The organism is Aeromonas sp. QDB31, from assembly GCF_027707605.1.
Lineage (GTDB): Bacteria > Pseudomonadota > Gammaproteobacteria > Enterobacterales > Aeromonadaceae > Aeromonas > Aeromonas media.
Window position 1 is genome coordinate 1 of record NZ_JAPCIX010000013.1, and the last position, 18,772, is coordinate 18,772.

Annotated in this window: 16 protein-coding genes; 10 read left to right on the top strand and 6 right to left on the bottom strand. The window is 61.5% G+C overall.

What is annotated here, in order from left to right; genetic code table 11:
* The 3 genes from PG898_RS13735 to PG898_RS13745 form a co-directional block, all read left to right on the top strand.
* A partial coding sequence (locus PG898_RS13735) for a type I secretion C-terminal target domain-containing protein (protein WP_270824442.1) occupies window positions 1–1,683 on the top strand: 1,683 nt, incomplete at its 5' end.
* Window positions 1,684–1,772: 89 nt separating this feature from the next.
* Window positions 1,773–2,330, top strand: coding sequence for a hypothetical protein (locus PG898_RS13740; RefSeq protein ID WP_005332866.1), 558 nt, complete (start codon window positions 1,773–1,775; stop codon window positions 2,328–2,330).
* A gap of 55 nt (window positions 2,331–2,385) precedes the next feature.
* The gene (locus PG898_RS13745) at window positions 2,386–3,087 is read left to right on the top strand and encodes an SIMPL domain-containing protein (protein WP_005332865.1); all 702 of its coding nucleotides are present in this window, start codon (window positions 2,386–2,388) and stop codon (window positions 3,085–3,087) included.
* Window positions 3,088–3,316: 229 nt separating this feature from the next.
* Here PG898_RS13745 and PG898_RS13750 read toward each other — a convergent pair whose 3' ends face one another.
* Complete coding sequence (locus PG898_RS13750) at window positions 3,317–4,693, bottom strand: amino acid permease (protein WP_005332864.1); 1,377 nt, start codon at window positions 4,691–4,693, stop codon at window positions 3,317–3,319.
* 355 nt (window positions 4,694–5,048) lie between these two features.
* Between PG898_RS13750 and PG898_RS13755 the strand changes: the two genes are divergently transcribed.
* On the top strand, window positions 5,049–5,342 hold the full coding sequence (locus tag PG898_RS13755) for a hypothetical protein (RefSeq protein WP_081934412.1): 294 nt from the start codon (window positions 5,049–5,051) through the stop codon (window positions 5,340–5,342).
* Window positions 5,343–5,452: 110 nt separating this feature from the next.
* Here PG898_RS13755 and ppsR read toward each other — a convergent pair whose 3' ends face one another.
* Complete coding sequence (gene ppsR / locus PG898_RS13760) at window positions 5,453–6,265, bottom strand: posphoenolpyruvate synthetase regulatory kinase/phosphorylase PpsR (protein ID WP_043129397.1); 813 nt, start codon at window positions 6,263–6,265, stop codon at window positions 5,453–5,455.
* 308 nt (window positions 6,266–6,573) lie between these two features.
* Here ppsR and ppsA point away from each other — a divergent pair, with 308 nt between their 5' ends.
* Together ppsA and modF are read left to right on the top strand one after the other, a co-directional pair.
* Window positions 6,574–8,946 (top strand): phosphoenolpyruvate synthase, encoded by a 2,373-nt coding sequence (ppsA, locus tag PG898_RS13765; RefSeq protein WP_182788525.1) that lies wholly within the window; start codon window positions 6,574–6,576, stop codon window positions 8,944–8,946.
* 118 nt (window positions 8,947–9,064) lie between these two features.
* Complete coding sequence (modF, locus tag PG898_RS13770; protein ID WP_043129394.1) at window positions 9,065–10,525, top strand: molybdate ABC transporter ATP-binding protein ModF; 1,461 nt, start codon at window positions 9,065–9,067, stop codon at window positions 10,523–10,525.
* Here modF and PG898_RS13775 read toward each other — a convergent pair.
* The 3 genes from PG898_RS13775 to PG898_RS13785 all read right to left on the bottom strand — a co-directional run bounded on the left by PG898_RS13775 (window position 10,522) and on the right by PG898_RS13785 (window position 11,737).
* Window positions 10,522–10,722: a hypothetical protein gene (locus PG898_RS13775; RefSeq protein ID WP_232092373.1), complete on the bottom strand. Its 201-nt coding sequence runs from the start codon at window positions 10,720–10,722 to the stop codon at window positions 10,522–10,524. The genes modF and PG898_RS13775 overlap by 4 nt on opposite strands.
* Before the next feature lie 5 nt (window positions 10,723–10,727).
* Window positions 10,728–11,267: an isochorismatase family protein gene (locus PG898_RS13780; protein ID WP_043129390.1), complete on the bottom strand. Its 540-nt coding sequence runs from the start codon at window positions 11,265–11,267 to the stop codon at window positions 10,728–10,730.
* 83 nt (window positions 11,268–11,350) lie between these two features.
* Entirely contained in the window at window positions 11,351–11,737 is a 387-nt protein-coding gene (locus PG898_RS13785) for a VOC family protein (protein ID WP_043129389.1), read from the bottom strand.
* A gap of 342 nt (window positions 11,738–12,079) precedes the next feature.
* Here PG898_RS13785 and PG898_RS13790 point away from each other — a divergent pair, with 342 nt between their 5' ends.
* Window positions 12,080–12,901: a MetQ/NlpA family ABC transporter substrate-binding protein gene (locus PG898_RS13790; RefSeq protein WP_182310105.1), complete on the top strand. Its 822-nt coding sequence runs from the start codon at window positions 12,080–12,082 to the stop codon at window positions 12,899–12,901.
* Window positions 12,902–12,975: 74 nt separating this feature from the next.
* On the opposite strand, the gene PG898_RS13795 is transcribed toward PG898_RS13790, so the two are convergent.
* On the bottom strand, window positions 12,976–13,698 hold the full coding sequence (locus PG898_RS13795) for a phosphatase PAP2 family protein (RefSeq protein ID WP_043132197.1): 723 nt from the start codon (window positions 13,696–13,698) through the stop codon (window positions 12,976–12,978).
* A gap of 293 nt (window positions 13,699–13,991) precedes the next feature.
* Here PG898_RS13795 and PG898_RS13800 point away from each other — a divergent pair, with 293 nt between their 5' ends.
* The 3 genes from PG898_RS13800 to PG898_RS13810 all read left to right on the top strand — a co-directional run bounded on the left by PG898_RS13800 (window position 13,992) and on the right by PG898_RS13810 (window position 18,687).
* The gene (locus tag PG898_RS13800) at window positions 13,992–15,113 is read left to right on the top strand and encodes a 4-phosphoerythronate dehydrogenase (RefSeq protein WP_043132195.1); all 1,122 of its coding nucleotides are present in this window, start codon (window positions 13,992–13,994) and stop codon (window positions 15,111–15,113) included.
* A gap of 154 nt (window positions 15,114–15,267) precedes the next feature.
* Window positions 15,268–16,284, top strand: coding sequence for an aspartate-semialdehyde dehydrogenase (locus PG898_RS13805; protein WP_182788534.1), 1,017 nt, complete (start codon window positions 15,268–15,270; stop codon window positions 16,282–16,284).
* 315 nt (window positions 16,285–16,599) lie between these two features.
* Window positions 16,600–18,687, top strand: coding sequence for a FimV/HubP family polar landmark protein (locus PG898_RS13810; protein ID WP_270824441.1), 2,088 nt, complete (start codon window positions 16,600–16,602; stop codon window positions 18,685–18,687).
* Window positions 18,688–18,772: the final 85 nt, after the last annotated feature.

Here is an 18,772-nt window from a genome sequence, read left to right on the forward strand (position 1 = left end):
GGGACGGCCAGTGGCGGGACGGTGAGTTACAGCTACACCCTGAGCGGTACCATCGACAACGACAGCAAGGCGGGTGCAACGGGCACCGGGTTTGACGACAGCATCACCATCGGGGTGAACGGGGTGGGCGGCACCAGTGCCAGCGACCAGTTAATTGTGCGCATCGTGGACGACGTGCCGACGCTGGGCAGCTTTATGTCAGGTTTCATGGCAAATGAACCACTGACATCCCTCAAGGGGTTCTTTGATGTAGAGCCGGGAGCCGATGGCCTGTCTGCCTTCAACATCACTGGGCCAGCCATAACTGGTGTGAGTTATAGCTCATCCAGTGCATACAATCTGGATGGCAGTTTGCTGAGTACCACCTTGTTGGCAAGCGCCAGTGGGAGTGGCTTGTTCTCCTTGACCGTGTTTGCTGACGGGCATTATCAGTTCAATCTGATCAACTCGGAGGTCGCCCGTGACGAGACGTTCTCGTTGTTGAATCTCACGGCAGGAGGGCCGCAGCCATGGGTACAAACGGCGGATGGGCGGATAGAGTTTACGGGTACCAGTAATGGTGTGAACTCTTCTACCCAGGGTTTTGGTGTCGACAACCAGTTCCTGGGCAATGGTGAGAGTGTCACCATGGAGTTTCATAATGTGGGGGCGGCTGGTGACAACCCTTCTACATCCGATCCCAAGTTGATCGATAAATTGACGCTGACCAATAACAGTATCAATGGTTCTTTGACCATACAGTGGACTGCTGTAAACACCCTGCTGGATCCGTCCGACCCCCTATATACCCAAACGGGCACCATGGTGGTGAGTGGTACGAGTACAGTGATTGATCCTTCTATCAGCTTCAACGTAGTAACTATTACAGGTATCAGTGGATCAGGACAAGGTGTGCGTTTTACGGAAGCAATTGTCTCGACACGGATTTTGCCTGCTGATCAGGATCTGTCTTTTGGCATTCAAGGAACGGATGGAGACGGTGATACAACGGCCACTTCGACTCTCCACATTGGCGTCGTATCGGGGGATGGGAGTTATACCCTGACAGGCACTGGCGGTGATGATGTTCTCGCGGGCAGCTCACAAGATGATGTGATCTCCGGTAGTGGGGGACATGACTTGGTGGATTACAGCGACGACGGCGCTGCGCATACCATCAATTTGCTTACTGGTACCGGTTCTGGGGGCGATGCAGAAGGAGATACCTATAGCTCCATCGAAGGTGCGATTGGTGGATCTGGCAGTGATACTCTGATCGGCAACGGAGCAGATAATTTACTGATTGGCGGGTTGGGCAACGATATCCTGACAGGAGGAGATGGCAAGGATACCTTCAAGTGGCTAGCAGGGGAGGCCGATGGCAGTGTGGACAAGATAACCGACTTCACCTTGGGTTCGGGCAGTAATGGTGATGTGCTGGATCTGTCGCAATTACTGGACAATGTGCCGGGCAGTGCCAGCAATAGTGAGTTAGCCAGTACCCTCAACAGCTATCTGACGTTTGATACGGTCAATAACAAGTTGACTATCGATACCAATGGCAGCACTGCGGGTGGTGGGCAATTGACGGTTATGTTCCAGGGGGGGCCGGATCTGACCCATGGTGGCACCATCACCACAAACCAGGCCATCATCGAGCAATTGCTTAACGATGGTAACCTCAAGATAGATCCGCACCCCTGATGACGCAGATGGAGGGCAGGCTTGCCTGCCCTCTGTTGCTTGTGAATGAAGGGCGTTAAGATAGGCAGGATCGAAGATGTGAGGGAAATATGGAACCATTCAACTGGGTCGACATCGATGGTATTCGCTACAGCTGGGACGGACAGGACAACATCGTCTGTTCGGGCCGGTTTGGCTATCAGGCCACGATGACGGGGAACAAGATAAACGCCCTGGATCTGGAGAGCGAGGATGGTGAGGTCGCGGGAGCGCTCAATGTGGATTTCGCTGCATCGAGCATCAGCTTCACGCCAGCAGAGGACGCACCCTTGCCCCACATGGTGGTGCTGGTTGGCCACGAGCTGGGGCAACAGGAGTATTCACTGCAGAGTCTGAGCGACAGTTCCTTGCAGGATCTGCTTGGTCATGGGGATGACTTTGACTGGAGCTCGCTGGCGGTTGTCACGGCATCAGACCCGGTATTGCCATCCCAGGGTCATGTTCTGTCGTGGGACTCCTTTCATTTCGAAGAAGACTCGCTGCTGGGTGCCCAGGGGCCAGCCCCCGTGCTTGCGAGCCATGGTAGCCCGCTGGCAGGCGAGATCAGCATCAACATTGACATGACCAATCAGGTGCTGGATCAGATCCCCCCATTGCACGATATATGAATCCCAATCGACGACGTGCATAATGGCCTCTATCTAATCGACGGAGGTTTTTTCTATGTGGCGTCCCCTTCTTACCCTGTCTGCGCTCGTTATCAGTGCTCCGCTGCTTGCTATCGAGGTCCCCGAAGCCCCTCATCTGGTAGTCAGTGGCTATGCGGAGCAGAAGGCCGAGCCCGATATGCTGACGCTCAATGTTGCCGTCACTGCGCTGGAAAAACAGGGCATCAAGGCCAAGCAGCAGGTCGATACCAAGGTAGCCGCATTCTTTGGTCAACTGGAGAACCTCGGCATCAAGCGCAGCGATGTGGAGGCCGGCAATCTGGTGATCTCCCCCGAATACCAGTACCCGCAGAACAAGCAGCCCGAGATGGTGGGTTACCGAGCCCAGCGCCAGTTGGCCGTCAAACTCTACCAGCTCGACAAGCTGAGCCAGTTGATGGACACCGCCCTCAAGGCAGGCCTGGAATCTGTCTCCCAGATTGAGTACGGCCTCAAGTCGCCTCAGGTCATCAAGGAGCAGGCGCGTCTTGGTGCGGTGGCAGACGCTACCAGCAAGGCAGAATCTCTGGCCAAGGCCTTTGGCATGAAACTTGGCAAGGTGTACAGCGTGGAGTACCGCAACAGCTCTCCCATGCCGATATATAGCCGTGCCATGAAGGCTGCCGCGGCACCCGCCGCCGACATGGCGGAGAATAGCTACCAGCAGCAGCAGATCAGCATCACGGACAACGTGGAAGCCGTCTTCCTGCTGGAATGATGGACTGCAAAACTAATCCTGATCTCCCCAAACCCGAGCCTCCTGTCTCGGGTTTGTCGTTATGGAGTCCCTGCTCATGGAAGTTAAATGGCAATGCCCGGTGGCATCCCTCATCTGTGCATGCCAGAGGCAGGGGAGTGATGGACCGCTTCACTACTGCCGGGGGGGATGGAGCACATAAAAAAATGCCGGTCAGTGACCGGCATTTTCGTAAGAGAAGCGGAGAGACTTAGCCCAGATTGGTGGCTATCCGTTCCTGGCGCTTCTGCTTGAACAGATAGCCCAGGCCCAGCACCAGTACCCAGGCCGGGATCAGCTCGACCGAGATGCGGGTGCCATCGTTCATGTACATGATCACCAGAATGGCGGCCATGAAGGCGAGGCAGAGATAGTTGCCAAACGGGCTCCACAGTGCCTTGAACTTGGTAGTCACCCCTTCGGCAGCCTTGACCTTGCGGAACTTGAGGTGGGCGAGGCTGATCATGGCCCAGTTGATGACCAGGGCGGAGACCACCAGCGACATTAATAGGCCGAAAGCCTTGCCCGGGATCAGGTAGTTTATCAGCACGCACAGCAAGGTGGCTGCTGCCGAGATGGTGATGGCGGTCAGGGGAACACCGCTCTTGTTGGTCTTGAGCAGTGCCTTGGGGCCGTTGCCCTGCTTGGCCAGGCCAAACAGCATGCGGCTGTTGCAGTAGACACAGCTGTTGTAGACGGAGAGCGCGGCAGTCAGCACCACCAGGTTCAGCACGTTGGCCACCAGGTTGCTGTCCAGGGCATGGAAGATCATCACGAACGGACTACCGCCTTCGACCACCTTGCCCCAGGGGTAGAGGGAGAGCAGCACGGTCAGGGCGCCAATGTAGAAGATCAGGATGCGGTAGATCACCTGATTGGTGGCCTTGGGAATGCTCTTCTCGGGATTATCCGCTTCCGCCGCCGTGATGCCGACCAGCTCCAGACCGCCGAAGGAGAACATGATGAAGGCCATGGCCATTACCAGGCCGCCCACGCCGTTGGGGAAGAAGCCTCCCTGAGCCCACAGGTTGCTGACCGTGGCCTCGGGACCGCCGGTGCCGGAGAACAGCAGGTAACCGCCGAAGCCTATCATGCCGAGGATGGCCACGACCTTGATGATGGCAAACCAGAACTCCATCTCGCCGAACGCCTTGACGTTGGAGAGGTTGATGGCGTTGATCAGCACGAAGAAGAAGGCCGCCGACATCCAGGTCGGGATCTCGGGCCACCAGTACTGCACGTAGATGCCGACCGCTGTCAGCTCCGCCATGCTCACCAGCACATAGAGCACCCAGTAGTTCCAGCCGGAGGCGAAGCCAGCGAAGTCACCCCAATACTTGTAGGCGAAGTGGCTAAATGAACCGGCCACCGGCTCTTCCACCACCATCTCGCCGAGCTGGCGCATGATGAGGAAGGCGATGAAGCCGCCGATGGCATAGCCAAGCAGCACCGAGGGGCCTGCCATCTTGATGGTGTCGGCAATGCCGAGGAACAGGCCGGTACCGATGGCACCGCCCAGTGCGATGAGCTGGATGTGGCGGTTTTTCAGGCCGCGCTTCAGCTCTTCGCCGTCTTGTTGAAGATCCATTCTTCCTTCCTTACGTCGCTGAATTCACTCGTCTCGCGCCCCGTCTGCCATGGCACCTCCTGTGCCCGACGCGGCATCTTGTGCCGAAAACGTGACGAAATCCGTATTAATATCGTTACGGTTTGCCGCGCACTGTTTTTGTAGCGGCTACCAACCCGAGCAGAATAGTGATAATCGACCGTTTGTGCACCTGTTTTCCTCATCATTGGTTTGCTTTGTGGGCAATGTTCAGGTTTTTCATGATCTGGAAAGGGGTTTTAGAAGTGATTGCTGGTTTTGTGTTCAGTTGGTCTTGGTGCTATTGACCTGGCGGTGATTTGATGTGCTAGTAGCCGTTTTTCAAGGAAGGACTCATATGATCGAAGGTATTGTCGGTGGCTTGCTGCTCGCAGCGCTCTGGCTGGGAGTCTGGCTATCCCCCATGTTGCTGACCATGGCGGCGGCTTGTCTCATGGTCTGGGGATGGCAGGGGGCGGATTATCTGGTGAACAACATTGCCATTGTGCTGACGCTCGCCGCCGTGCTGGGCCTGCTTCCCGCCTGCTGGTTGAGCGAACGGGTACGCAAACGCCATGGTTTGCTGCGCTTTCATGGCATGTTGATGAACAATCGGGAGCTCAACAAGCCAGCTTCCCGCCCTCGCCCCTGAGCCTCATGACGCCGGCGGACCCGCTGGCGTCATTTCTCCCTGTCTTTCTGTTTCGTTATCTTGCCACTGGGCTGTCGTTGTGCGGGTTTATCCTGCCTTTTTTATGTTATCTAGCAGAGCTGGCGACGAAGGCCGGTTGCTTCCAGGATCTTGGCGCTGATCTCTTCCACCGAGTGGGAGCTGGTGTCGAGGAAGCGGATCGCCTCCTGGCGAAACAGCCGCTCCACACTCGCCAGCTCCTGTTCGCACTGCTCAAGAGAGGAGTAGCGACTGTTGGCACGGCGCTGATTGCGGATCTCGTGCAGTCGCTGGGGAGCGATGGTGAGGCCGAACAGTTTGTGGCGGTTGGCCTTGAGGGGGGTTGGCAGTACCAGCGAACCCATGTCCTGCTCGATGAAAGGGTAGTTGGCGGCGCGAATGCCAAACTGCAGCGCCAGATAGAGGCTGGTCGGCGTCTTGCCGCAGCGGGAGACCCCGATGAGGATGATGTCCGCCTCGTCATACTCCTTGGTGGTGATGCCATCATCGTTGCTCAATGCAAAGTTCACCGCCTCGATGCGATCGTCGTAGAGCTTGCGGTTCTCCATACCATGGGTGCGGTGCAGCCTGGGCTCGGCCTTGATCCCGAGCTCCTGCTCGAGGGGACTCACGAAGGTATTGAGAAAATCGTGACTGCTGGTCTGGGCCTTGAGTACCTCTTCCCTTACCAGGGGGTCGACTATGGTGTGAAACAGAATGGGGCGCACCCCGGTCTGGCGAAACTGCTCATCGATGCGAGCCCGCACCTGTCGCGCCTTTTCCAGGGTCTCCACGAAGGGAATGGTGACCTGTTCGAAGATCAGCGGAAACTGGCTCAACACGGCATGGCCGAACACCTCGGCGGTGATGGCGGTGCCATCGGATACATAGAATACGGTGTGCACAGCGGACTCCTGTGGTGTGCTCCTGGGGGGTTGCGAGCATTAAGTATCTCTCGAAACCATATCTCTTTTGTCAACAGGTCTGCCATTCCCAAGTTGTGAACTCGCTTGCAAACCTGAGTCGTTACCTTTTTGTGTCGGTATTGTAGAATGCCTGTGTCAAACGGCCATCCCCAACTCTTGCTCGGGGATTTTTTTGATAATAAGTAGAAAACGTTTTCATGGTCGTTAGCAACAGACACTAACAAAAACACACGACTTGGCACAGCAGGTGCGTTGACACCCTGGCCCACCAACCTGGAGACATGCAAATGCAACAGTACGTACTTTGGTACGAACAGCTCGGTATGCAGGACGTAGAGCGCGTCGGCGGCAAGAATGCATCCCTTGGCGAGATGATCAGCAACCTCTCCGGTGCCGGCGTGTCCGTACCGGGCGGCTTTGCGACCACCGCCTTTGCGTTTAACGAGTTTCTGGAGTTAAGCGGCCTCAACGGCAAGATCCACGACCTGCTCGACAGCCTGGACGTGGACGACATCGCCGCCCTCAACAAGGCCGGCCAGCAGATCCGTGACTGGGTGGTGGATGCCCCCTTCCAGCCCGCGCTGGAACAGGCCGTGCGTGCCGCCTACGACAAGCTGAGCGCCGGGCTTGAGGCCTCCTTTGCGGTACGCTCCTCCGCCACCGCCGAGGACATGCCGGATGCCTCCTTCGCCGGTCAGCAGGAGACCTTCCTCAACGTGCGCGGCATCGATGCCGTCATGACCGCCATCAAGCATGTGTTTGCCTCCCTGTTCAATGATCGCGCCATCTCCTACCGGGTGCATCAGGGGTACGATCACAAGGGCGTGGCGCTCTCCGCCGGGGTGCAGCGCATGGTGCGCTCTGATCTCGCCGCTTCCGGCGTCATGTTCACTCTGGATACCGAGTCCGGCTTCAACGACGTGGTCTTCATCACCGGTGCCCAGGGCCTGGGGGAGATGGTGGTGCAGGGGGCCGTCAACCCGGACGAGTTCTATGTGCACAAGCCGACCCTCAAGGCTGGTCGCCCCGCGGTGGTGCGCAAGACGCTGGGCTCCAAGCTCATCAAGATGACCTATTCCGAGGACGCCGGTCACGGCCGTCAGGTGAAGATCGTCGATACCGTGGAGGCCGAGCGCAACCGCTTCTGCATCACGGACGAGGAGGTGATGGCGCTGGCCAAGCAAGCCCTCATCATCGAACAGCACTACGGCCGCCCGATGGATATCGAGTGGGCCAAGGATGGTCAGGACGGTCAGCTCTACATCGTCCAGGCGCGCCCGGAGACCGTACGCAGCCGCCAGGAGGCGAACACGCTCGAACGCTTTGCCCTGAAGCAATCTGGCAAGGTGTTGATCGAGGGGCGCGCCATCGGCCACAAGATTGGGTCGGGCCCGGCGCGGGTCATCAGCTCCATCAGCCAGATGGACGAGGTACAGCCCGGCGATGTCTTGGTCACCGACATGACCGACCCGGACTGGGAGCCCATCATGAAACGGGCCTCCGCCATCGTCACCAATCGGGGTGGGCGTACCTGCCACGCCGCCATCATCGCCCGTGAGCTGGGCATCCCGGCCGTGGTCGGCTGTGGCGATGCCACCGACCGCATCGAGGCAGGTCAGCTCATCACGGTTTCTTGCGCGGAAGGGGACACCGGCTTCATCTACGACGGCGAGCTCGACTTCGACGTAGCGGTGACCGAAGTGGGCAATATGCCGCCCTTGCCCATCAAGATCATGATGAACGTCGGCAATCCGGACAGGGCATTTGATTTTGCCCAGTTGCCCAATGCCGGTGTGGGGCTGGCGCGGCTCGAGTTCATCATCAACCGCATGATAGGGGTGCACCCCAAGGCCCTGCTGGAATTCGACCAGCAGACCCCCGAGCTCAAGGCCACCATCACCAAGATGATCGCGGGTTATGACAGCCCCCGTGAATACTATGTGGCCAAGCTGAGTGAAGGCATTGCCACCCTGGCCGCCGCCTTCTGGCCGGAGCGGGTCATCGTGCGGATGTCGGACTTCAAGTCCAACGAATACGCCAACCTGGTGGGGGGCCGCGGCTACGAGCCCCACGAAGAGAACCCCATGATCGGCTTCCGTGGCGCGTCCCGCTACATCGCCGACAGCTTCCGTCCCTGCTTCGCCCTCGAATGCGAGGCGATGAAACGGGTGCGCGACGTCATGGGCCTGACCAACGTCGAGGTGATGATCCCCTTCGTACGCACCGTCGGTGAGGCTGAGCAGGTGGTGGAGATCCTGGCCGAGAACGGCCTGCGCCGCGGCGAGCGGGGCCTGAAAGTCATCATGATGTGCGAACTGCCCTCCAATGCCCTGCTGGCGGACAAGTTCCTCGAGCACTTCGACGGCTTCTCCATCGGTTCTAACGACATGACCCAGTTGACCCTGGGGCTGGATCGGGATTCGGGCCTCATCGCCCACCTGTTCGACGAGCGCAACGAGGCGGTCAAGGCGCTGCTTGCCATGGCCATCCAGGCCGCACGCAAGGCGGGCAAGTATGTGGGTATCTGCGGTCAGGGGCCGTCCGATCACCCGGACTTCGCCGCCTGGCTGGTCGAGCAGGGGATCGACTCTGTGTCGCTGAACCCGGATACCGTGGTCGACACCTGGCTCTATCTGGCCGAACAACACAAGGCCGGCTAAGCCCTCCCCCTGCTTTTCAATGACACGGCGCCGCAAGGGCGCCGTTTTTTTGATAGCGCCGTTTTCTGGTACAAGGGAGAGGGAGCAAGGTGCTCCGCACGAATCACAGGACGACCCCATGACCTCATTGCAGTGGCAATCCGCCGCCCTGGCCCTTCGTGGCCACCACACTCTGGTTATTCCAGAACTTTGTCTCACCCCGCAGGACTGCTGGGCCTTCGTCGGCAGCAATGGCAGCGGCAAGACGGCGCTGGCCTCTGCCCTGTGCGGCGAGCTGGCCGTCCGTGCAGGGGAGGTGACTGGCCGGGTGAGGGCCGTGCGCCTCTCCTTCGAGTCGCAGCAGCAGTTGGGGGAGCTGGACTGGCAGCGGCGCAACACCGACATGCTGGGGGAAGAGGAGGAAGCGGGCTATCGGGTGTCGACCCTGATGCTGGAGACGGGGGGAGAGGAGGTGCAAGCCCGCTCGCTGCTGGCGCGCTTCGGCATTGAGTCCCTGTGGGAGCGCCCCTATCGCTATCTTTCGAGCGGGGAGGGGCGCAAGTTGCTGCTGGCCCGCGCCCTGCTGGGGCGACCCGAGCTTCTGGTGCTGGATGAGCCCTTCGATGGGCTGGATCAGAGCTCTCGCCAGGAGCTGATGGGGCTGCTGGCAGAGCTGGTCGGGGAGGGACAGCGGTTGGTGGTGATCGTCAACCGCTTCGACGAGATCCCCTCCTTTGCCACTCACCTCGGCCTGCTCGGCGAACGCCGCCTGCTGCTGGCGGGGGAGCGCGATGCCGTGCTCGGCAGCCGGGAGGTGGCCCAGCTGGCGCGCGCCGAGGGGCAGAGCCCGCAGCTGCCCCCTCCGCTCGTGGCGCCCACGCCCCTGCCCGCCGGCCCTCGGGTACAGATGTGCGCCTTGCGCGTCGCCTACGGGGAGCAGGTCATCATCGACGGGCTCGACTGGACCATAGAGGAGGGAGAGCACTGGCAACTGGTGGGGCCAAACGGTGCCGGCAAGTCGACCCTGCTCGCCCTCATCACAGGGGATCATCCGCAGGGGTACAGCAATGAACTGCGCCTGTTCGGAGTGCGCCGGGGCAGTGGCGAGAGCATCTGGGAGATCAAGCGCCACATCGGCCTGGTGAGCCCGGCCCTGCATCTGGACTATCGCGTCAATTGCTCGGTGCAGGCGGTGGTCCTCTCCGGCTTTTATGACTCCATCGGCCTCTATACCCACCCGGGGGATCGCCAGCTGGCGCTCGCCGACCAGTGGCTGCTCCTGCTGGGGCTAAAGGAGCAGGGAGCGCAGCCCTTTCACGCCCTCTCTTTTGGTCAGCAGCGCCTGGTGCTCATCGCCCGGGCCCTGGTCAAGCATCCGCCGTTGCTCATCCTGGACGAGCCCCTGCAGGGGCTGGATCCCTTGAACCGCCACCTGGTGCGGGAGATGGTGGTGCGTCTCATAGGGGAAGGTACCCAGTTGCTGTTCGTCTCCCATCACCCCGAGGATGCGCCCCCCGGCCTCACCCACCGGCTGAGCTTCGTGCCAAACGGCGTGGGGGGTTATCGCTATCTGCAGGAGCGGCTGGGGGAAGGGAGCTAGTTTGAGTAGTCTGACCAATCCAGGGGTACGAATGGGGGATAGCCGAGCAGCAGCCACCAGATCGCATAGAAGAGAACTGCGCCCATACAGAGCCAACCCAGGTAGCGGCGCGTCACCACGATGCCGAGTATGGTCACGGCAAGTGCGATCTGGAGGGCGTACAGACCAAACATAAAGGGCGCCATATTGTCCATCATGACGGTCACTTCACCAGGGAGAGGATCTGGCGAAACGCCGGATGGCGGCAATCCCCCATCAGCTGGTAGAGGCACATCTCCACCGAGGTGAGGGCCGCGCCCCTGGTCGCCAGCTGACCGATGGCGAGCTTCCGGTTGGTGACAGTGCGGGATGACACCGCATCCACCACCAGAGAGACCCGGGCGCCGCTCGCCAAGAGCCCCAGCACGCTCTGGTAGACGCAGATATGGGCCTCAATGCCGCACACCAGCCAGTGGCTGACCCCGGTTCCGGCCAGGGCATCGGCGACCGTCGGCTCCCCCAAGGCGCCGAAGCTGTATTTGGCCAGCACAAGGGTGCCCGCCTGCAGCGGCTGCAACTCGGGCACTGTGGTGCCGAGCTTGTCCGGGTTCTGCTCCAGCCAGACAACCGGCAGCCCCAGCGCCTTGGCCCCCTCCACCAGCCGGGCCGTGTTGGCGATGAGCGACTCACTCCCCTCCACCAGGCGGGCCAGCTTGCCCTGGATATCGACCACCAGCAGGCCGGTGTTGCGGCTTTCAAGCATGATTTTCTCCTTTGTTTGTGGCGAGCTTCCCGGCCCAGAGCTCAAAGATGCCGGGCTCCTGCTGACAAGCTGCACGGCGCCCTTCACGCGCTCGCCATGCCAGGGGGGTCAAGGTAGGCCAGGGCCTCTATGTTGTTGCCGTCCGGATCGCGCAGGAAGGCGGCGTAGTAATTGGGGGCATAGTGGGGGCGCAGCCCCGGCTGCCCGTTGCAGACAAAGCCGGCCCTGACGCCAGCCTGATGAAACTCATCCACCTGCGCCGCGCTGCTTGCCGCGAAGGCGAGATGGCAGGGGGCACCCTGTTCACCCCGCTCTATCAGGAAGCCCACCTTGTCGTGACCAACGCGGCCGAAACCTGCGGCGTCTTTGTCTGCCCATTTGAGTGCTATCAAGAGGGGCGCCAGCACGGTTGCATAGAAGCGTCGGCAGTCGTCGACGCGCACCACCTTGATTTCAACATGATCGAACACGGCTACTCCTTGTTCTGTCTGTGGGCTGAGCAGGCTCTCGGCACCCTTATCGGATCCCGTGATGATGGGTATCGAATGACCACAATAAGCCGGTTTTGCGTCAAGCGGGGAGAGTGCAAGCAGCATAACTGCGTGCTCTGTCAAAGATTTCTCATCCAGGGGCCGGATGGGCTTTGCCTCTCTTTGGCCAAGCTTGCCCGGTTTTGTTGCTTGGCGAAGGGAAAAAGCTCTGTTATGGTGTCTCTAGATAGCCGTTTGGATGGCTAGATGGTTGTGGTGTCGGCCTTCATGATGACACCCGCAGCCCCACCATTTTGATGATCACCTCGACAGGGAGTTTCTATGCAGCGCCGTTCCTTCTTCACTCTCTCCGCCCTTGCCCTGCTCGCCAGCAGCTTGCCGCTGTCCGCCTTTGCCATCGATGAGGCGAAGAAAGAGATAGTGATAGGCACCACGGTCGGGGACTTCGCCGACATGGTAACCGACTCCATCAAGCCGCAGCTCGAAGCCAAGGGCTACAAGGTCAAACTGGTGGAGTTCACCGACTACGTGACCCCCAACATCGCCCTGGCGGACGGGTCGCTGGACGTCAACTGCTTCCAGCACAAACCCTATCTGGAGAGCTTCTCCAAAGACAGGGGCCTCTCCCTGGCCCCCATCACCCAGGTGCCGACCGGCCCCATGGGGCTCTACGCCGGCAAGCTGGGGGATCTCAAGGCCCTGAAAGAGGGGAGCACCGTCGCCATTCCCAACGACCCCACCAACCAGGCGCGGGCCCTGCTGATGCTGCAGGACCTGGGCTGGCTGACCCTCAAAGAGGGGATCAACCCCCTCAAGGCGAGTGAATTCGATGTGGTGAAGAACCCCCACGACATCAAGCTGGTGTTGCTGGAGGCGGCGCAACTGCCCCGCTCGCGGGAAGATGTGGACTTCTCCGTCATCAACGGCAACTTCGCCGCCTCGAGCGGGATCCCGTTCAGCACGGGTCTTTTCCTGGAACGCAGCTATGACTTCATCAACTGGGTGGTGGTCAAAGGGGCCGATGCGGACAAGCCGTTCGCCAAGGATGTAGCGGCGGCCTACAACTCCCCCGAATTCAAGGCCTATGCCGCCAAACGCTTCGTAGGCTACAAGTACCCCCAGGGCTGGCAGAGCCAGAGCTGAGAGCAGAGCCAGGGCTGAGGGCAGCACCTGCGATCAAAAACGGGCACCAGGGTGCCCGTTTTTTATTTGGGAGGTCAGTAATGGCGCAACCACCAGCGGGCGGCAACGAGGGCGGTGAGGCTGCCAAGCAGGGCGCTCGCCAGCACGTCCAGGGGCCAGTGCATACCGATCAGGGTGCGCGACAGGCCGATGCCGATGGCCCAGAGCGGCAGCAGCCAGACCCCGGCGGGGGCCCGGGCCAGCCAGATCAGCCCGAAGAACTGGGCCAGACTCATGGCGGCGATGCTGTGGCCGGAGGGGAAGGCGTAGTTCACCTCCGTCTGCCAGTGGTGGCCGAGCCAGGCGGGTAGCGCCAGCAACTGGGTCGCGGCGTGGACCTGTTCGCTGCGAAGCGCACTGCTGCCGGCATAAAACTGGCGGATGGCGGGGATAAGCTCCTGGCTCTCCAGCCAGAGCAGATAGGGCCTTGGCTCCTCGGTCAGCTGCTTGATCAGGCTCTTGATGATCCAGTCGCTCGCCAGCGTGGCAAAGAGGGCGCCCGCGAGGGCCAGCAGGGCGGTGTGGCCGAGCGTCAGCTTGTGTCGGGTCAGCAGCAGCAGGGCGGCGATGGTGATGGCAAGGCCGGGCAGGTCCACCATGCGGGTGAGGGCGTAGGGCCACCAGAGCCAGTCCGATTGCAGGGCACTCGTCATGAAGGGCTGCCAGGGCAGGCAGACGAGCAGCAGCAGCGGCAGCAGCAGTATGGCGTTGAAACCAAGCACCAGGCGGCGTGGCAACGAAGAGGCATGAGTCGGCATGGGAGGGCTCATCACAGGTGCGCATGACAGGGGCGGATGATAAAGAGGCGTCATTGTGCCAGCATGGCCCCCCTGGTCAAGTCAGGGAAGGCGAGGGCAACATGTTGTTACATATGAGTGCCGCGCCTCATCCATGGATGCCCGGGAGCCCGCTTCGATACTCTGGCTTCCTGTGGCTCCAAGAGAGCGGCACACTCTTTGTCCATGACAACCCGAGAACAAGCCTCTGAAAATTCGATGCGTTTGGGCTAGAATGGCGCGCCTGTGGCCGGTTGTGGATGAGAAGAGAACGGATGAAGATCGTCGTTGATGAAAATATGCCCCATGCCTGCGAGCTGTTTGCCGAATTTGGCGAAGTCGTGCCCCTGCCCGGGCGGCAGATAGGGGCGGCGGATCTGCAGGATGCCGACGTGCTGCTGGTGCGCTCGGTGACCCGGGTCGATGCCGGGCTGCTCGCCAGCTGTCCGCGGCTCGGCTTCGTCGGCACCGCCACCATAGGCACGGATCACATCGACACCGCTCTCCTGGCCGAGCGGGGCATCCCCTTCTTCAGTGCCCCCGGCTGCAACAAGTATTCGGTGGGCGACTATGTGCTCTCGGCACTGCTGGTGCTGGCGGAGCGCCATGAGCTCAGCCTCGATCAGATGAGCCTCGCCGTCATCGGCGCGGGCAACACAGGGGAGTGCGTGGCGGGCAAGGCAGAGGCGCTCGGCATGCGGGTGCTGCGCTGCGATCCGCCGCGGGCACGGCAGGAGGGCGCCGCCGGCTTCGTCGACTACCGTGCGGCGCTCTCGGCCGACATCGTCAGCTTCCATGTGCCCCTGACCCGGGAGGGGCCGGATGCCACCTTCCACCTGCTGGGGCAGCGGGAGATAGCCGCCCGTCCGGCCGGGCAGATCCTCATCAATGCCTCCCGAGGCGAGGTGTGGGACAACCAGGCCCTGCTCGCCCGCCAGCAGAGCCAGGCACCGCTCAAGCTGGTGATGGATGTGTGGGAAGGGGAGCCCGAGCCGCTCGCCGCCCTGGTGCCCCATACCGAACTCGCGACCCCGCACATCGCCGGCTACAGCCTGGAGGGCAAGGCTCGCGGCACCTGGATGCTCTATCAGGCGCTCTGCCAGCAGCTGGGGCGCACGGCGCGCCAGGATCTGCAATCTCTGCTGCCCGCCCCCGAGGTGCGCGAGCTGACGCCGGGTCAGCCCGCCGATCAGGGGTTGATCAAGCAGCTGGTGCATCTGATCTATGACGTGCGTCGGGACGATGCCCGTTTTCGCAACCGGATCGGGTTGCCCGGCAGCTTCGATGGGCAGCGCAAGGACTACCCGGAGCGGCGCGAGCTCTCCTCCTTGCACCTGAATGGCCCCTTCGCCTGCGACAGGCTGGCCCGACTGGGTTTTGCCATCTCGCAAAAATAAACCGGAATTCATGCGGGGGCTCCGATCATTGGATCGGGGCCCTCCGTCTCGGCCCGGCACCCTGCCAGCCGACCATCAGACAGATCACGCTTGCCACCCCTGATGCCGACTCGCTCGGCCTCATCGGCGGGCAATATCACAGGAGAGAACATCAGTGAGTCAACAATTCAACGTAGCTGTACTGGGCGCGAGCGGCGCCGTGGGTCAGGCCATGATCGAGATCCTGGAGGAGCGCGGTTTCCCGGTCGCCACCCTCTATCCGCTGGCCTCCAGCCGCAGCGCCGGCGATACCGTGCGCTTTGGCGGTAAGAACATCGAGATCAAGGATGTCGAGGAGTTTGACTGGAGCCAGGTGCAGATCGCGCTCTTCTCCGCCGGCGCCGAGGTCTCGGCCAAGTGGGCGCCCATCGCCGCCGATCAGGGCTGCATCGTCATCGACAACACCTCCTGCTTCCGTTATGACGAAGACATTCCCCTGGTGATCCCGGAAGTGAACCCGGAGGCCCTGGCGGATTTTCGCAATCGCAACATCATCGCCAACCCCAACTGCTCCACCATCCAGATGCTGGTTGCCCTCAAGCCCCTGCAGGACGAGGTGGGCATAGCCCGCATCAACGTGGCGACCTACCAGTCCGTTTCCGGCTCTGGCAAGGAAGGGGTGAGCGAACTGGCCGGCCAGACCGCCCACCTGCTCAACGGTCGTCCGGTGGAGCCGACTATCTATCCGCAGCAGATTGCCTTTAACCTCATCCCTCAGATCGACAGCTTCACCGACAACGGTTACACCCGTGAAGAGATGAAGATGGTGTGGGAGACCCAGAAGATCCTGGGGGATGCCAGCATAGCCGTGAACCCAACCTGTGTGCGCGTGCCGGTGTTCTACGGTCACGCCGAGGCGGTCCACGTCGAGCTGCACCAGCCGCTGGACGCCGAGCAAGTCAAGGAGCTGCTGCGCAATGCCCCCGGCGTCACCCTGTTCGAAGACGATGCCGATTACCCGACCCCGGTGCGCGACGCCACCGGCAAGGACGAGGTACTGGTCGGCCGGGTACGCCAGGATATTTCTCATCCGAGCGGTATCAATATGTGGATCGTGGCCGATAACGTTCGTAAGGGCGCGGCGACCAACAGCGTGCAGATCGCCGAGCTGCTGGTGCGCGACTACCTCTGAGGCCGTTTTGCGGCCAGTGGCGGGGAGGGAACCCTGCCCGAGGAAGTGAGCCAGGATTCCGGGATGTGACCGGGGGCGCACTCTCCGGTTTTAAGAATGTCGCGTGATATCAGTGGACTAGGTTTTTTTCTACACTCGGGTTCACGTCTGGGACTCACATCTGGTGTGGATCGGGTTCGCGCCTGATAGACGCCGGACGCAAAATATGTCGGATCGCTGGCTTGAGACCGGCGCCTGATTTATATTGAGCCGATTGTTTTGGGGTAACTATCCAGATTTTTCAATGTGATAGGGCCATCATACGAAGGAACGAATATGGGACATTCCCGCATAACGCTGGCAACGCTACTCGCATTGGGTCTTCTGGGCACGGCTCATGCCGATGAGGCGGGGCGAGAGCCTTTCTTTGTCGAGCTCAAGGGCCCGGACGGTGCCGCGCCTCCTGTCGTTCAACCTCAGGCCCAGCCCGTGGCGCCGGCCCAGCCTGCTGCCAGGGCTCAGCCCATAGTGCGTCAGGCGCCCAGCGCGGCGGCGGGCAGCTATGGCCCTGTTCGTTCCACCGATACCCTCTGGAGCCTGGCGAGCAAGCATCGCCCCTCCAACCGGGTGACCGTCTACCAGACCATGGTGGCGATCTATGACAAGAATCCCCGCAGTTTTGCCGACGGCAACATCAACCACATCCTGGTGGGATCTCGCATTCTGCTGCCAAGCGCCGCCGAGGCGGGCCGCATCACGGACGCCGAGGCCCGCCGCCGCTTCAACAGCGACAACGCCAGCTGGAAGGGGCTGAGCCCCAAATACCTGGCAGAGAAGCAGACCCATCCGGTGGCGACCAAGCCGGCAGCCAGCGTGCCGGTCAAGGCCGTGGCCAAGGCGGCCCCCCTTCCGACGGCCGCCCCCAAGGTGAGCACGCCCCAGGCGGCGACCGAGGTGACGGCGATCGCCAAGGCAGCAGTCCCGGTGGCGAGTACCGCCGCGCCGACCGCTGCCCCGGCCCCCTTGCCGGTCAGCGCCGCGACCGTGCTGGGCAAACCCTCCACCGAGATGGCGCTGGCGCTGGAAGATGCCAACGCCCAGCTCGGTCAGGTCACCGAGATGAACCACAGGCTCAAGCTGCGCCTGCAAGCCCTGACCGAAGAGGTGGAGACCCTCAAGGCCCAGTTGCAGGATCAGACCGCACTGCAAAAAGAGGTGGCGGAGCTCAAGGCCAAGCCGGTACCGCCCGTGGTGGCCCCCGAACCCAAGCAGAACTGGGTGATGGAGCTGCTCGCCTCGCCGCTGAACCTCGCCATGATCATCCTGCTGCCCGTGCTGCTGGTGTTGGCGCTGGTGACGCTCTGGCTGCGTGCCCGCGCCCGCCGCGAACTGGAAGAGCAGGAAAAGAGCCTGTCCGAGTCCACCTCCATGGTGATGGGGGAGGAGAGCAGCGAGTTTGACCAGTTGATGACGGTCGGCATCGCCGATGACGAACCCATGCACCCCATGGCGGATCTCAATGGGCCGGCTGGCAATGGCAGCCAGGAGGGGGCAAATGCCTCCACTGACGTCATCTTCAGCGATGACGAGGTGGCCCTGTCCGCCTTCGATGTGGAGCCTGCGGTGACGACGGCCAACCGGGATCCGGATCTGGTGCCCGAGCTCGATCTGGCTCTCGACGGAGACTTCGATCTGCCCTCGGCCCCTGAGCTCGATCTCTCCGGCGAGTCCGATGCCAGAGCCCGGGCCAGCGACGAGATCATGAGCGAGGAGGAGCTGCAAGCGGCCCTGTTTGCCGAGCTGGACGCCGATCTCGAGGCCGACCTGAGCCAGGCACAGGAGCAGAGCCGAAGCCAGCGGGATACGGAACTCGCCAACTTTGATCTCAGCGATCTCGAGACCGGCTTCCAGGAGCCTGCCACCGACACCGCTGCCCGAGGCGACAACGCCTATGGCAAGGATGATATCGATGACATGCTGGCCGAACTCGGGCTGGAGCCCACCAAGCCGGCGGCGCCGGCCTGGGATCCCAACGAGCTGGCCCTGGCGGACTTCGAGGATGCCTTCACCGAGGTGGAGCCCCATCAGGGCGATCTGAAGCCTCGTGAGCAGGCGCAGGCGAACGACTACGTGGAGATAGACAAGCTGCTGGCCGAGGCCAACGCCAGCAGCTCGGAGCAGGAGCCCTACCAGGGCTTCTCCCTGGACGTGGGGCTGGATGGCTTCCCCGAGGTGTTGCCGGAATCCACCGGGTTCGATGTGGATGCCGATGACGGCGGCGTGGGGGCAAAGCTGGATCTGGCCCGCGCCTACCTCGAGATCGACGACAAGGAGAGCGCCCGCGAGCTGCTGCAAGAGGCGGCGGCCCAGGGCAGCGAGCATCAGCGCAGCGAAGCCGAGAAGCTCCTCAGGCGCCTGGGGTGATCCCCTTTGCCAGTGATCAACACAGAGGGCAGCCCGCGGGCTGCCCTCTTTCATGTTGGCCGCCGGCACGGGATGCCTGCCCGGT

Coding starts and splice junctions, on each gene's coding strand:
- PG898_RS13740 (WP_005332866.1), top strand. CDS start 1,773: ATGGAACCATTCAACTGGGTCGACATCGATGGTATTCGCTACAGCTGG.
- ppsA (WP_182788525.1), top strand. CDS start 6,574: ATGCAACAGTACGTACTTTGGTACGAACAGCTCGGTATGCAGGACGTA.
- PG898_RS13810 (WP_270824441.1), top strand. CDS start 16,600: ATGGGACATTCCCGCATAACGCTGGCAACGCTACTCGCATTGGGTCTT.
- PG898_RS13795 (WP_043132197.1), bottom strand. CDS start 13,698: ATGCCGACTCATGCCTCTTCGTTGCCACGCCGCCTGGTGCTTGGTTTC.
- PG898_RS13745 (WP_005332865.1), top strand. CDS start 2,386: ATGTGGCGTCCCCTTCTTACCCTGTCTGCGCTCGTTATCAGTGCTCCG.
- PG898_RS13750 (WP_005332864.1), bottom strand. CDS start 4,693: ATGGATCTTCAACAAGACGGCGAAGAGCTGAAGCGCGGCCTGAAAAAC.
- PG898_RS13755 (WP_081934412.1), top strand. CDS start 5,049: ATGATCGAAGGTATTGTCGGTGGCTTGCTGCTCGCAGCGCTCTGGCTG.
- PG898_RS13780 (WP_043129390.1), bottom strand. CDS start 11,267: ATGCTTGAAAGCCGCAACACCGGCCTGCTGGTGGTCGATATCCAGGGC.
- PG898_RS13775 (WP_232092373.1), bottom strand. CDS start 10,722: ATGATGGACAATATGGCGCCCTTTATGTTTGGTCTGTACGCCCTCCAG.
- PG898_RS13790 (WP_182310105.1), top strand. CDS start 12,080: ATGCAGCGCCGTTCCTTCTTCACTCTCTCCGCCCTTGCCCTGCTCGCC.
- PG898_RS13800 (WP_043132195.1), top strand. CDS start 13,992: ATGAAGATCGTCGTTGATGAAAATATGCCCCATGCCTGCGAGCTGTTT.
- modF (WP_043129394.1), top strand. CDS start 9,065: ATGACCTCATTGCAGTGGCAATCCGCCGCCCTGGCCCTTCGTGGCCAC.